The 14711-nt window shown below is 63.8% G+C and carries 12 protein-coding genes; 9 read left to right on the top strand and 3 right to left on the bottom strand.

Translation table 11 applies throughout. The features are described from left to right. Positions 1 to 7: 7 nt before the first annotated feature. The 5 genes from BN2156_RS29540 to BN2156_RS29520 all read left to right on the top strand — a co-directional run bounded on the left by BN2156_RS29540 (position 8) and on the right by BN2156_RS29520 (position 7755). Positions 8 to 808, top strand: a complete 801-nt coding sequence (locus BN2156_RS29540) for an alpha/beta fold hydrolase (RefSeq protein ID WP_090518651.1) — start codon at positions 8 to 10, stop codon at positions 806 to 808. 303 nt (positions 809 to 1111) lie between these two features. Then, entirely contained in the window at positions 1112 to 1531 is a 420-nt protein-coding gene (locus BN2156_RS29535) for an MmpS family transport accessory protein (RefSeq protein WP_090518650.1), read from the top strand. Next, positions 1528 to 4410 carry an MMPL/RND family transporter gene (locus BN2156_RS29530; RefSeq protein ID WP_090518387.1) on the top strand — a complete coding sequence of 961 codons (2883 nt, stop codon included), beginning with the start codon at positions 1528 to 1530 and terminating at the stop codon, positions 4408 to 4410. The genes BN2156_RS29535 and BN2156_RS29530 overlap by 4 nt, the downstream gene beginning before the upstream one ends. Before the next feature lie 35 nt (positions 4411 to 4445). After that, positions 4446 to 7280 (top strand): MMPL/RND family transporter, encoded by a 2835-nt coding sequence (locus tag BN2156_RS29525; protein ID WP_090518649.1) that lies wholly within the window; start codon positions 4446 to 4448, stop codon positions 7278 to 7280. A 148-nt stretch (positions 7281 to 7428) separates the two neighbouring features. Further along, positions 7429 to 7755, top strand: a complete 327-nt coding sequence (locus BN2156_RS29520) for a hemophore-related protein (protein WP_090518386.1) — start codon at positions 7429 to 7431, stop codon at positions 7753 to 7755. A gap of 8 nt (positions 7756 to 7763) precedes the next feature. On the opposite strand, the gene BN2156_RS29515 is transcribed toward BN2156_RS29520, so the two are convergent. Further along, complete coding sequence (locus BN2156_RS29515) at positions 7764 to 8681, bottom strand: IclR family transcriptional regulator (RefSeq protein ID WP_090518385.1); 918 nt, start codon at positions 8679 to 8681, stop codon at positions 7764 to 7766. Between the two features lie 100 nt (positions 8682 to 8781). Between BN2156_RS29515 and BN2156_RS29510 the strand changes: the two genes are divergently transcribed. From BN2156_RS29510 to BN2156_RS29495, 4 genes are all read left to right on the top strand, one after another. Continuing rightward, positions 8782 to 9909 (top strand): hypothetical protein, encoded by a 1128-nt coding sequence (locus tag BN2156_RS29510; RefSeq protein WP_090518384.1) that lies wholly within the window; start codon positions 8782 to 8784, stop codon positions 9907 to 9909. A gap of 3 nt (positions 9910 to 9912) precedes the next feature. Continuing rightward, complete coding sequence (locus BN2156_RS29505; RefSeq protein WP_090518383.1) at positions 9913 to 10692, top strand: SDR family oxidoreductase; 780 nt, start codon at positions 9913 to 9915, stop codon at positions 10690 to 10692. 70 nt (positions 10693 to 10762) lie between these two features. Further along, a complete protein-coding gene (locus BN2156_RS29500) occupies positions 10763 to 11914 on the top strand; it encodes a sulfotransferase family protein (protein ID WP_090518382.1) in 1152 nt (383 codons plus the stop codon). Between the two features lie 84 nt (positions 11915 to 11998). Next, positions 11999 to 13021, top strand: a complete 1023-nt coding sequence (locus tag BN2156_RS29495) for a TIGR03617 family F420-dependent LLM class oxidoreductase (RefSeq protein WP_090518381.1) — start codon at positions 11999 to 12001, stop codon at positions 13019 to 13021. Here the strand turns inward: BN2156_RS29495 and BN2156_RS29490 are convergent. After that, on the bottom strand, positions 13018 to 13497 hold the full coding sequence (locus tag BN2156_RS29490; protein ID WP_090518380.1) for a hypothetical protein: 480 nt from the start codon (positions 13495 to 13497) through the stop codon (positions 13018 to 13020). The two genes, BN2156_RS29495 and BN2156_RS29490, sit on opposite strands and share 4 nt — an antisense overlap. Further along, positions 13497 to 14660, bottom strand: a complete 1164-nt coding sequence (locus BN2156_RS29485; protein WP_090518379.1) for a 3-ketosteroid-9-alpha-monooxygenase, oxygenase component — start codon at positions 14658 to 14660, stop codon at positions 13497 to 13499. Before BN2156_RS29485 ends, BN2156_RS29490 begins: the two co-directional genes overlap by 1 nt. Positions 14661 to 14711: the final 51 nt, after the last annotated feature.

Genomic DNA, 14711 nt, shown 5'->3' with positions numbered 1-14711 from the left:
GGTGGGAATGAACCTGGCCTACGAAGACCGTGGCGACGGTGACCCTGTGCTGTTCATCGCCGGCCAGGGCGGCGTCGGACGCACCTGGGACCTCCATCAGGTGCCTGCATTCCGTGCCGCCGGCTATCGGGTCATCACGTTCGACAACAGGGGCGTGGGCGCGACGTCGGAGGCCGAGGGCTTCACCGCCGCCACGATGGTGGCTGACACGGCGGAGTTGATCGAGCGGCTCGATGCCGCACCCGTGCGGGTGGTGGCGGTGTCGATGGGGTCGTACATCGCGCAGGAACTGATGCTGGCCAGGCCCGAGTTGGTGAGCCAGTGCGTGCTGATGGCGACCCGCGGCCGACATGACTGTACGCGCGAGTTCTTCCGTATAGCTGAACGGGACCTTGCCGAGGCCGGTGTTCGGCTGCCGGCCACGTATGACGCGAAATTGCGCCTGCTGGAGAACTTCTCACCGAAGACGTTGAACGACGAGGCCTGTGTTCGGGACTGGATCGACACGTTCACCAGATGGCCGGCGAAGGTGACGCCGGGGATCCGCGCTCAGTATGGCGTCGCCCCGCAGAACGACCGCAGGCCCGCCTACCGGGCGATCGACACTCCGGCGCTCGTGATCGGATTCGCCGATGACCTGGTGATGCCCCCGCATCTCGGCGCGGAGGTGGCAGATGCCCTGCCCAACGGGCGTTATCTCGAGATAGCCGACGCAGGCCACCTTGGCTTCCTGGAACGCCCGCAAGCGGTAAATTCGGCAATCCTCAAATTCTTTGCGGATTCACGCAATGGCCATTCAGCGCGGTGAGAACTGTTAGCCGCGTTAAATTCCGTTCCGCGCCGGAGGCCACGCCAAATGCATTACGATCCCGTATCACCTTGGGAATAGACAGATATGGAGGTCGTCTGAATGCTCTACTGGTCAGGCTCGGATCGTCCTGCCCGAGGCGCCGCGTGTATGCCGTGACCCCTACTCACGGCCGGCCTGGGGTGCGTACCGCATTCGAGTTGCCGGCATGGTGTGGATGGTCGAATATGTGCCTCGCCGGTTCCCGCAACATGGATTGTCCGGACTAGGCCACGGATTCAGGGGGTTCGTGCTTTGGGGGTTCTGAAGCGGTTATGGATTCCGCTACTGGTATTGGTCGTCCTCGGCGCCGGAGGATTCACCGTCATGCGACTGCATGGTGTGTTCGGCTCACAGACCCGGCCCGCGTACGCCGACACGGAGCTCCAGGAACGTAAACCCTACGATCCGAAACAACTGGTGTACGAGGTGTTCGGGCCGCCTGGGACGGTGGCGAACATCAGCTACTTCGATGTCGATGCAGAGCCGCAGTTTGTCGAAGGGGCGAGCCTGCCATGGTCGTTGAAGTTCCCGATGACCGAGGCCACATCCATGGTCAACGTCATAGCGCAGGGCGATAGCAACAGGATCGGCTGCCGCATCATCGTGGACGACGAGGTCAAGGCGGAAAAGGTCGAGAGCGGGGAAAGCGCGTTCACCTACTGCCTTCTGAAGGCCGCATGAGTAGCCAAGCCGCCACTGCCAAACCGCCGTTCATCCCGCGGATGATCCGCCTGCTGGCGGTGCCGATCATCCTCGGTTGGCTGGTGATCGCCTATGTCCTGGCCGCGGTCGTCCCCCCGCTCGAGCAGGTCGAGAAAGAGCACTCTGTATCACTGATTCCCAACGATGCGCCTTCGTTCGAGGCGATCCAGCGGATGGGTGCGAACTTCGGCGAAGCTACGTCGAACAGCGTGGCGATCATTGTCCTGGAGGGTGAACAACCCCTTGGTGATGAGGCGCACCGGTACTACGACGACTTGATTCGTCAGCTGAAGGCAGACCCGGCGCACGTCCAGCACATCCAGGATTTCTGGGGCGATCCGCTGATGGCGGGCGCAGCGGAAAGCGCCGACAACAAGGCTGTGTACGTCCAGTTGGGTCTTTCGGGTGACCTGGGCCAGGCACTGTCGAATGAGTCCCTCGAAGCGGTCCGGGGCATCGTCGAGCGAAGCTCGCCGCCTCCGGGCGTCAAAGCCTATGTCACCGGTCCGGCGGCAACAGTCGCTGACCTGAGTGCGAGTGGCAACCGGACGGTCCTACTGGTGACGGGCCTGAGCCTCGCGGTCATCCTGGCGATGCTCCTGTTCTTCTTCCGCTCGATCTTCACTGCGGTGATCCTGCTTTTCCTGGTGGGCATCCAATTGCAGGTGGCGCGAGGGGTTGTCGCACTTCTCGGCGATCAAGGCCTCATCGGTCTGTCCACCTACGCCGTCAACCTTCTGGTGACCCTCGGCATCGCAGCGGGCACCGACTACGGCATCTTCTTCGTCGGGCGCTATCAGGAGGCGCGTCAGGCGGGGGAGGACCGCGAAACCGCCTTCTACACCACTTATCACAGCGTCGGCAAGGTGGTGCTGGCATCTGGATTGACCATCGCCGGGGCGGTCTTCTGTCTCAGCTTCACCCGCCTGCCCTACTTCCGGACACTGGGTATTCCGTGCGCTCTGGGCATGGTGGTGGCGGTAGCGGTGGCGCTGACGCTGATCCCGGCGGTTCTGTCGCTGGGTAGTCGATTCAAACTGTTCGAGCCCAAACGCAAGATCAGCGTTCGTCGATGGCGCCGGATCGGTACGGCGATCGTTCGCTGGCCCGCACCCATTCTGGTGGCGGCGTGCGCGGTATCGCTGATCGGCCTGCTGGCGCTGCCCGCCTACCAGCCCGGCTATAACGACCAGCAGTATCTGCCCAAAGACATTCCGGCCAACGCCGGGTATGACGCTGCCGCCCGGCACTTTACGCAGTCGCTGATGGCATCGCCCGACGTACTTCTGGTCGAGGCCGATCACGACATGCGTAACTCGGCGGACTTCCTGATTCTGAACAAGCTCGCCAAAGGTGTGCTGTCCGTTCCCGGGGTTTCCCGGGTGCAGTCGGCGACCCGGCCCGAGGGAATTCCCCTCAAGCACACGACGATCCCGTTCATCATCAGTTCCTCGAACGCGGGCCAACTGCAGCTTTTGCCGTTCCAAAAGGCCCGGATGAATGATCTGCTCACCCAGGCCGACGAGATCACGAAAACCATCGCCGTGATGCAGCGCATGTACGAGTTGATGCAGCAACTGGCTGTCACGACCAACAGCCTGGTGGGCAAGACGCACGATCTGGAGGACGTCACACTCGAGTTGCGGGACCACATGGCGGACTTCGATGACTTCTGGCGGCCGGTTCGCAACTACCTGTACTGGGAGCCGCACTGCTTCAACATCCCGCTGTGCTGGTCGATCAAATCCCTTTTCGAGACGCTTGACGGCGTTGACAAGCTCACCGTGACGATGCACCGGCTGATCGGAAACCTCGATCAACTCAACCTGCTCCTGCCGCAGATGATCGCCCAGTTCCCGGCCATGATCGCGACGATGCAGAGCACGCGGACCATGATGTTGTCGATGCGCAGCACCATGGCCGGGATCCTCGCGCAGATGGATGAGATGTCCGATGGCGCAACCGCCATGGGCAGAGCCTTCGACGACGCCCAGAACGACGATTCCTTCTATATCCCGCCTGCTGTGTTCAAGAACGCCGACTTCAGGCGGGTCATGGACGTGTTCTTGTCACCGGACGGGAAAACGGCGCGCCTGCTGATCTCCCAGCGAGGGGATCCGGCGACACCCGAAGGCATTGCACGGGTCAATCCGATCAGGACGGCGGCTGAGGAGGCTCTCAAGGGGACGCCGTTGGAAAGCGCCAAGCTGTACCTCACCGGCAGTTCGGCGATGGCGAAAGATCAGGTCGACGGGTCGACCTATGACCTGATGATCGCCGGAATCGCCGCGCTGTGCCTGATCTTCATCATCATGCTCATCATGATCAGGAGCCTGGTCGCGGCCCTGGTCATCGTCGGGACCGTCGCCCTGTCGCTCGGCGCGGCATTCGGGCTTTCGGTGCTCATCTGGCAGCACATCCTCGGAATCCAGTTGAACTGGATCGTGCTCGCCATCGCTCTGATCATTCTTCTGGCCGTCGGTTCCGACTACAACCTGCTGCTGGTATCCCGAATGAAGGAGGAAATCAGCGCGGGTATCAACACCGGCATCATCCGCGCCATGGCCGGCAGCGGAAAGGTGGTGACCGCAGCGGGTCTGGTGTTCGCCGCAACCATGTTCGCGTTGTTGGCCAGCGACGTGCGCACCATCGGTCAGGTCGGTTCCACGATCGGCATCGGGCTGCTGTTCGACACCCTGATCGTGCGCGCACTCATGACGCCGTCCATCGCTGCCTTGCTGGGCCGGTGGTTCTGGTGGCCGCTGCACGTTCGCCAGCGGCCCGCCAGCGCGCTTCTGCGGCCCACCGGCCCTCGCCCGCTGGTCCGTTCGCTGTTGCTGAAACCCGACGAACGCTGACCGCGGTGAACGACCGTCCACCGTTTGTCGCGCGGATGATCCACCGCCTGGCGGTGCTGATCATCCTCGGCTGGCTCGTTATCGTCGCGGTACTGACCTTCGCCGTTCCCTCGCTCGAACATGTGGGGCGGCAGTATTCGGTCTCGCTGGTACCCCAGGACGCCCCGTCGTTCCAAGCGGCGCAACGCATGGGCAAGACCTTCGGGGAATCTGATTCGGACAGCGTGGCAATGATCGTCCTGGAGAGCGACCAACCGCTCGGGGATGAAGCGCACCGCTACTACAGCGATTTGATCCGGCAGTTGAAGGCCGATACCCGGCATGTGCAGCACGTGCAGGATTACTGGGGTGATCCGCTCACGGCGCCCGCAGTCCAGAGCGCCGACGACAAAGCTGTTTATGTCCAGCTGAATCTTGCTGGTAATCAAGGCGAATCGCTGGCGAACGAGTCCGTGGACGCCGTCCGGGGAATCGTGGACCGGACACCGCCGCCCCCGGGGCTGAAGGCCTACGTCACGGGCCCCGCGCCATTGGTTTCGGATATGAACCACGCAGGCGACAAGTCCATCATCAAGATCACCGTGGTCTCGCTGGTGGTCATCCTGACGATGCTGCTCCTCGTCTACCGTTCGATCGTCACTGCGGTCCTTCTCCTGGTCATGGTGGGGATCCAGGTGCAGGCGGCTCGTGGAGTGGTGGCATTCCTGGGCATGCACCAGGTCATCGGGTTGTCGACGTTCGCGGTCAACCTGCTGGTGTCGCTCGGCATCGCGGTGGGAACCGACTATGGCATCTTTTTCCTCGGGCGGTATCAGGAGGCGCGACAGTCCGGTGAGGACCGGGACACCGCCTTCTACACCACGTATCGAAGTGTGGCCAAGGTGGTTCTGGGCTCGGGCCTGACCATTGCCGGGGCAATCTTCTGCCTCAGTTTCGCTCGACTGCCGTACTTCCAGACGATGGGTGTTCCCACCGCCGTGGCGATGGTCGTCGCGGTCGCGGTGGCGCTCACGCTGATTCCGGCCACACTCGTGGTGGGCGGTCGGTTCGGGCTGTTCGAGCCCAAGCGCAAGATCATCGTCCGGCGGTGGCGTCGGTTGGCGACGGCGATCGTCCGGTGGCCGGCACCCATCCTTGTCACGGCCAGTGTGATCGCGCTCATCGGTTTGTTGGCGCTCCCGGCCTATCAGACCAGCTACAACGATCGCCTTTATGTGCCGGGCGACATTCCCGGCAATATCGGATATGCGGCCGCCGAGCGGCACTTTCCGCAGTCCCGCATGACCCCCGACATCCTCATGCTCGAGGCCGACCACGATATGCGTACTCCGGCAGACCTACTGATATTGAACAAGGTGGCCAAGGCGGTTTTTGCGGTCCAGGGCATATCGCGGGTGCAGGCGATAACGCGGCCCGAGGGCAACCCGATCGATCGGACGTCGATACCGTTCCTGCTCAGCCTGCAGAATGCCAACCAGGAGCAGGTCATGCCGTTCCAGCGGAATCGCATGAAAGACCTGTTGAAGCAGGCTGACGATATGACCACGATGATCAATATCACGCAGCGTCTTTACAACGTCGGTCTCAAGATGAGCAACACGACTCACCAGATGACGCAGGACACGCGTGAATTGGCAGAGGTCACCGATGAGCTGCGCGACCACATCGCTGATTTCGACGATTTCTTCCGGCCCATTCGAAATTACTTCTACTGGGAGCCGCACTGCTTCGACATTCCGCTCTGTTGGTCGACAAGATCTCTGTTCGACGCACTCGACGGCGTCGATGCGGTTTCCGACGGAGTGATGGATCTCAGTCGGGAGACCGATCGACTCGATGTGCTCATGCCCCAGATGATCGCCCAGTTCCCGAAGATGATCGACGGCATGAAGTCGATGCGGGCCTCCATTCTCACGATGCACAGCACCATGGCCGGTTCCCTCGCCATGATGGACGAGGTGAGTGAGGACGCCACTGCGATGGGGCAGGCGTTCGACGCAGCGCGAAACGACGACTCGTTCTACCTCCCGCCCGAAGTGTTGGAGAACAAGGACTTCAAACGCGCGATGAACCTGTTCTTCTCGCCGGACGGGAAGTCGGTCCGTTTCATCATTTCGCACCGGGGCGATCCCGCGACGCCCGAAGGCATTTCACGGGTCGACGCGGTGCAGCAGGCGGCCGAGGAGGCGCTCAAACTGACTCCCCTGGAGAGCGCCAAGATCTACTTGACCGGTACCGCCCCGACGTTCAAGGACATGCGCGACGGCTCGACATACGACCTGTTGATCGCGGGGGTTGCCGCGCTCTGCCTGATTTTCGTCATCATGCTGATGGTCACGCGAAGCCTGATCGCCGCTCTGGTCATCGTCGGCACCGTGGCGCTGTCACTCGGCGCGGCGTTCGGTCTCTCGGTCCTCATCTGGCAGCACATTCTGGGCATCAACCTGCATTGGCTCGTGCTCGCGATGTCCGTGATCGTTCTCCTGGCGGTCGGCTCTGACTACAACCTGCTGCTGGTGTCCCGGATGAAGGAAGAGATCGGGGCGGGGATCAACACCGGCATCATCCGGGCCATGGGCGGTAGCGGAAAGGTCGTGACCGCGGCGGGCCTGGTGTTCGCGTTCACCATGATGTCGATGGTGGCCAGCGATCTGCGAATTATCGGCCAGGTGGGCTCCACGATCGGTATCGGGCTGCTGTTGGACACTCTGGTTGTCCGCGCCCTCATGACGCCGTCCATTGCCGCGCTGCTGGGACGCTGGTTCTGGTGGCCGCAGCAGGTGCGCCAGCGGCCCGCCAGCATGCTGTTGCGCGATACGGCTCCCCGCCCGGTGGTCCGGTCCCTGCTGTTGCCGTCGGACGAGCGCTGATTCACGAATTTGAGGTGCCCGTCCGCGGCAAACTCATTTCTGCCGGCAATTGATATTTCTCGTCGACGACGTAGCAAATTGCCAAAACCCCCAAGCGCATTCGTGATCGGCGGGTAGAGTCCGGGCATCGGGGGGAGGAGGTCCGCAAATGATGAAGCTATCGTCGGCCACAGTGGCTATCGCCGCCGGCGCCTTGACAATGTCCCTGTCCGTCGGCGCCGGTATCGCGTCGGCGGATCCGAGGCTGGAATCAGCGGTCAACACCACGTGCAGTTATTCGCAGGTGATGGGGGCCCTGAACGCGCAGAGTCCGATGGCCGGGGCATCCCCGGCGGTGCAGTCGGTTCTGCAACAGTTCCTGGACGCGCCGCGCGATCAACGCCAGCGCATGGCCGAGGGCATCGCCGCCCAACCGGCCAATCAGCCCTACCTCGGGTTGCTGCAAACGGTGTTCGACACCTGCAACAACTTCTGAGCCCGGCCTCAGCGTTGCGGCTTGGTGCCGCCGAGCTGTCTGGTCAGCGCATCGGCGGTCGCCACCAGCGCGCGGGCGCGTTCGGTGATCTCCTTGTCCGTCAGGGCCGTTCCGATGTGCAGTGACGCCGCCATGATCTGACGCTGATAGTGGTCGAACACCGGCGCGGAGATGACGCTGATGTCATGCGGGGTGGGACCGCCGGGACCCTCGTCGGCCAGGTACACCCGCTCCCCGATATCGGACACCAGCTCGCTCAAAAGCGCCCGCAGTTCGTCGGGCAGATTGCTCGACATCCCCGCCATCAGGGCGTAGAGCCTGCGGCCGCCGGGGGTCAGGCGCTCGACGAGATATCCGTCGGCACGGCAGTTTTCGATCACCCGATGCAGCCGGGCCGATTCGGTGCGCAGTGGGACGGTAGGCGCCTTGGCCAGCCAGGCGCGCAGTGCCTCGTCGTCCCACAACACGAACATCAGGCCGACCGGTGGTGCGAACGGATAGCTCTCCCCGACCCGCACTCCTGGGTCGCGGCCCACCGGTCCGACCAGTTCCAGAACCGTGATCCGATCGTCGACCACGGCGGACAGGCCGACCGAGGTGTCGAATGTGGCTGACAGAGCCAGCAACTCGGCGCGTGCCGACGGGTTGACGCGCATCGACTCCTGCGCCATGTGCCCGAGCGCGATGAGCGCCGGGCCGAGGCGGTACGACTTGTCCTTACCGTTGTCCGCGGTTTCGCGCACCAGGTATCCCGATTCGGTGAGCGTGGTCAGGATGCCCAGGCAGGTGGGCTTGCTCAGCCCGACCCGGCGCGTCAGCTCCGAGAGTCCGAACCGTTCCTGTGGGTGGCGGGACAGAAAATCCAGGATGGCCACCACCCGGGCTGTCGGCGGCGAGGCGCGGCCGGCCGGCTCGGCGTCCGTCATCTGACCTCCCGAACGTTGACGCGAATTGGAACGCGTTCTACTGTCAGGTAGGAAACTCTACCACGGCGGTCCAATATTGGACCGAGAGAGCAGATGCCAGATGTACTCACAACCACTGGTCGAGGCCATAGCCGAGGCGGAACGCCTGGTGACCGCGGCCCCCTTCATCGAATCCGAGGCCGACCTGCTCGAAGGTCTGCAGTACCTGGCCGGGTGCATCGCGGCGTGTACCCATGTCGCGTTCGACTACGACCGGGACCACCCGTTCCTGCACAGCGGAACCGGACCGTTCACCAAGATGGGCCTGGACAACCCCGACACCATGTATTTCGGCACCCGGGTCCAGCCCGGTCACGAGTACGTCGTCACGGGAAAGCGGGGCACCACCACCGACGTCAGCTTCCAGCTGCTGGGCGGGGAGTACACCGATGACAACGTCCCGGACAGTGACACCGCCTTCGACGACCGCAAGCTGGACATCGCCGCTGACGGCACCTTCGAGTGGCGGTTCACCCCGGCGACGCCCTCGCAGCTGGTGATCCGGGAGGTCTACAACGACTGGTCGGCGCAGCGCGGCTCGTTCGCGATCTCGCGTACCGACACGGCCGGGACCGCACCGGCCCCCTTGAGCCGTGAGCTCATCGAGAAGCGTTACGCCACCGCGGGTAAGCAACTGGTGCAGCGCGTCAAGACGTGGTTGCAGTTCCCGAAGTGGTTCTACGACAACCTGCCCGTCAACACGCTGACCGCGCCGCGCCTGACGCCCGGCGGGCTCGCCACCCAGTACTCGTCGGTCGGGCACTACGACCTGACGCCGGACCAGGCGATGATCATCACGCTGCCGGTCTCGGATGCCCCCTACCTGGGCTTCCAGCTGGGCAGCCTGTGGTACATCTCGCTGGACTACATCAACCACCAGACCTCGCTGAACGGCACTCAGGCCCAGGCTGATCCGGACGGCAAGATTCGGATCGTGGTGTCCGACGCGAACCCTGGCGTGACCAACTGGTGCGAGACGTTGGGCCACGGCAAGGGCTATCTGCAGTTCCGGTGGCAACGGGTGTCGCGCGAGCTCACCGAGGCCGACGGCCCGACCCTTGAGATCGTCGACGTCGACCAGATCGCCTCGGCGCTACCGCACTACGACTCCAACAAGATTTCCGAGCAGGACTGGCGCGAGCGAATCGCCCTGCGTCAAAGGCAGATCGGCGAAAGGATGGTGGGCTAGCCCATGGCACTTCTGGAGAACAAGGTCGTCGTCATCAGCGGTGTCGGGCCCGGGCTCGGGACGACGCTGGCCCGCCGATGTGCGGAGAACGGCGCCGACCTGGTGTTGGCCGCCCGCACGGTGGAGCGGCTCGAGGACGTGGCCAAAGAGGTGACGGCACTGGGCCGTCGCGCCTTGGCAGTGGGCACCGACATCACCGACGAGGAACAGGTCGCCAACGTGGTGGCCCGCACGATGGAGGAGTACGGCAAGGCTGACGTGTTGATCAACAACGCGTTCCGGGTGCCGTCCATGAAGCCGTTCGCGAACACCACCTTCGAGCACATGCGGGATGCCATCGAGCTGACCGTGTTCGGCGCACTGCGCATGACCCAGGGCTTTACTCCCGCGCTGGAAGCAGCCAAAGGTTCAGTGGTGAATGTCAATTCGATGGTCGTGCGGCACTCGCAGGCCAAGTACGGCGCCTACAAGATGGCCAAGTCGGCCCTGCTGTCCATGTCGCAGACCCTCGCAACCGAGCTGGGGGAGAAGGGTATTCGGGTCAACTCCGTGTTGCCCGGCTACATCTGGGGAGAAACTCTGGAGGGTTACTTCAACCATCAGGCACAGAAGTACGGCACCACCGTGGAACAGATCTACAACGCGTCGGCGGCCGGGTCCGATCTCAAGCGGCTCCCGACCGAGGACGAGGTGGCCTCGGCCATCCTGTTCATGGCCAGCGATCTGTCCAGCGGCATCACCGGTCAGGCCCTCGATGTGAACTGCGGTGAATACAAGGCATGATGCGAAGGCGACGACCAGTGAGGATCGCAGCGAGGAACGAGCGAGGACCGGAGCGAGAAGGAGTCGAGCCATGAGCGGCGCCCCGCGCACCAACGTGGGCACGATCGAGGATCTGCACGCCTCGGCGGTGAAGGCCTGCGGCCTGGAGGACTTCGGCGGTGACGACGACAACTATCTGGAAGCCCTTGGCGTGCTGCTGGATTCTTATCAGCGCGAGGCCGACCTGACCGAACTCGGCAGCAAGATGCAGCGGTTCTTCACCCGCAACGCGCTGGTGGCCCGGCTGGTGTCCAACGCCGCGTTCAAGCAGTATCCGGAGCATGCCGACGTGCCGATCGAGCGGCCGATCTTCGTCACGGGTCTGCCGCGCACCGGCACCACGGTGATCCACCGGCTGCTGACCGCGGACCCGTCGCACCAGGGACTCGAGATGTGGCTGGCGGAGTTCCCGCAGCCGCGGCCGCCCCGCGAAACCTGGCCGGACAACCCGGTGTTCAGTGCGCTCGATGCGCGGTTCAAGCAGGCGCACGAGGAGAATCCGGACTACACCGGGCTGCATTTCATGACCGCCGACGAGGTCGAGGAATGCTGGCAATTGCTGCGTCAGTCATTGCACTCGGTGTCCTACGAGACGTTGGCGCATGTACCCACCTACGCACAATGGCTGTCCCGTCAGGACTGGACCAAGTCCTACCAGCGGCACCGCAAGAACCTGCAGCTGATCGGCCTCAACGAGCCCGAAAAGCGCTGGGTGCTCAAGAACCCCAGCCACTTGTTCGCGTTGGACGCGCTGTTCAAGGTGTACCCGGATGCGCTGGTGGTCCAGTGCCACCGGCCGGCCGAGACGATCCTGGCCTCGATGTGTTCGCTGTCCCAGCACACCACGGCGGGCTGGTCGAACACCTTCACCGGCGAGGTGATCGGCCAGGACGCGCTGGAGACGTGGTCGCGCGGCCTTGAGCTGTTCAACGCCGAACGGGCCAAGCACGATCCGGCCCAGTTCTGCGACGTGGACTACTTCGAGTTCATCAAGGATCCGGTGGGTGCTGTCGAAGGCATCTACGGCACCTTCGGTCTGGAGTTCACCGACGCCGCACGGCAGGCGATGACCGACAGCCACGCCCAGACCCAGCAGGGGCCCCGGGCTCCGAAGCACACCTACTCGCTGGCCGACTACGGTTTGACCGACGAAGAGGTCAAGGAGCGGTTCAAGGGTCTGTGACCTTCTCCGCGAGCAGACGCGAAAGTACCCAGAATTGCACTTTTTCGGGTACCTACGGGTCTGCTCGCGGGGGAAGATTCGGGCATGTTGGTCTATCTGGCGCTCGACCCGCGTGAACCGCTGACCGCAACCGCGGACTACGCGCGGCGAGTCGAGCGGTTGGGCTGCGACGGCCTGCACGTCGCCGAGACCGTGCACGACTCCCTGGCAGTCTCCCTGCTGGCTCTGGAGCACACCTCGCACATCACCGTGCGCACCGCCGTGACACTGGCATTCGTGCGCAGCCCCACACTGACGGCGTACACGGCCTGGGATCTGTCGGTGCTGTCCGGCGGGCGATTCGAGCTGGGACTGGGCACCCAGATCAAGCAGAACATCACCGACCGCTACGGCATGCCGTGGAGCGATCCGATCGCCCGCCTGCGGGACTACGTGGGCGCCCTCGATGCCCTCTTCGATGCGTTCCGGACCGGCGGCACAGTGCATTTCGGGAGCGACAACTACCGGCTGACCCGGATGCAGCCCTACTTCAACCCCGGCCCCGGTGACGCCGTGCGTCCACCGATCTGGCTGGGCGCGGTGAACGCCGGCATGTGTGAACTCGCCGGCGGCGTCGCCAGTGGGATCGTCACGCACTCGACCAACTCCGATCCCGAATACCTGCGTGACGTGGTACGGCCGGCGTTGGCCCGTGGCGCGAAAACGGCAGGCAGGGCAGACATCCCGCGCATCGTCGCCTCAACGGCGATCGCCACCGGACGCACTGATGAGGCAGTGGCCGTAGAACGGGAACGGCAGCGCCGGATGCTGGCGTTCCTGTATTCGACGCCCGCGTACGCGACCGGTCTGGCCCGCCGCGGCCTGGCGGATCTCCCGGAGCGGCTGCGATCCCTGGTGCGGACCGAGCTGTGGGGCGAATTGCCCTCGGTGCTCACCGATTCCATCCTGGATGAGCTGCTGGTCTGCGGGCGTCACGACGAACTGCCCGCGATGCTCAAGGCCAGGTTCGGTGATGTCGCCGACGGCATCGTGCTGCCGCCGCTGGGCGACGGGGACGACGATCAGTCGTTGAGGGCCTGTGTGGCCGAACTGCAGGCGGCGAACTAGCCGTCGCCGGGGGAGGGGGCCGAGGACACCTCTTCCAGGCACCCTTCGGCGACAGCGTGCCGGATGCTGTCGGTCAGGCGTGGGCAGGCCCGCGCCCGGGCCGGATCCCCACCAGTAGACCGGATTTCCTCGAATGTCGCGCAACGCCGCACCGCCTCGGAACTCCACTGCACCGAAGTGTGTTCCGCGCTGAGCTTCTTGACCTGGACCGCGACATGGCAGAACCGGCAGTCCACCGACACCAGGCCCGAGGTCAGGTAACGCTCGCGGTCGCGTGCGCTCGACTCACGGACCGCGGCGGCGCGCTCCGGATCGGACGCGAAATTCGGTGCCTTGGCCCATGATCCGCTGGACGAGCTCGTAGTGGAGCTGCCGGCGTGATGATCGTCGTCGTCATGCGCGCCGTGTAGCAGCAGCATCGAGCGGGCCAGGTCGTCGACATCTGGCGCCTGGCTCCGCTCGTTGCGTGTCGTCATCAGCTTGACTGCGCTGCTTCTTTTTCGGCCGACTTCTGCTCGGCCTGGAGCTTCAGGTTCTCCTCGACCTCTACGTGCCACTTCTCGTTGGCCGCGGTGGTGTCGATCTCCATCTCGAACCGGTCGGTCATGTCGGGCGTGATGTCCGCGACATCGACGTAGAACTGCTGGTACCAGCGGCGCATCTGGTAGACGGCGCCGTCCTCCTCGACCAGCAGCGGGTTGTCGATGCGGGTCTTGTGCTTCCAGATCTCCACGTCCTGCAGGAAGCCCTGGCTGACGCCGTCCGTCATCGCGTTGGCCAGCTTCTGGGTGGTCTTGTCGTCCATGCCCTTGGGCTTTTCGACGATGACGCCCCACTGCAGCATGAACGAGTCCTGGCTGACCGGGTAGTGGCAGTTGATCAGGATCGACTCGGCCTTGTAACCGCTGTAGTTGTTGTGCAGCCAGTTGATCATGAAGGACGGGCCGAAGTAGGACGCTTCGGAATCCAGGTGCGACTCGCCGTACTGGGTCCCCATGCCGCCGATGTCCTGACGGCCCACGTTGTGCAGGTACTGCGAGGCGATGTGCCCCTCGAAGACGTTCTTGAAGTACGTCGGCAGACCGAAGTGGATGTAGAAGAAGTGCGCCATGTCGGTGACGTTGTCGATGATCTCGCGGCAGTTGCTGCCCTCGATCAACATCGAGTTCCACTGCCACTCGGTCCAGTCGTCGCTGGCCGCCTCTGGAATCTCTGGGATACGAACTTCGTCCGAGGGCGGATTCCCCTCGTGGTCGTGCCAGACGAACAGCAGGCCACCGCGCACGTCGGTGTGCCACGCGCGGGTGCGGGCCAGGCGCGGGGTGCGCTTGGCGTAGGGGACGAGCTTGCACTTGCCGTCGCCGCCCCAGCGCCAGTCGTGGAACGGGCAGGCCACGGTGTCGCCCTTGATGGTGCCCTGTGACAGGTCGCCGCCCATGTGCCGGCAGTAGCCGTCGAGGATCTTCAACTCGCCCTGGGAGTCGGCGAACACCACCAGCTTGGTGCCGAAGATCTCGACAGAGTGCGGCTGACCGTCAAGGAAGTTCTTGACCGGTCCCAGGCAGTGCCAACCCCGCGCATAGCGGTCTGGCAGGGCGCCGGTGTCAATCTCTCTGATGCCGGCATGTTCGGTAGTCACGGTGGGCCTCCCGTATCGGTGCTCTTAACTAGAACACGTTACAGTTTTTCG

This window comes from Mycolicibacterium neworleansense, from assembly GCF_001245615.1.
GTDB classification, from domain to species: domain Bacteria; phylum Actinomycetota; class Actinomycetes; order Mycobacteriales; family Mycobacteriaceae; genus Mycobacterium; species Mycobacterium neworleansense.
This window is presented reverse-complemented; position numbering and strand designations above follow the sequence as displayed.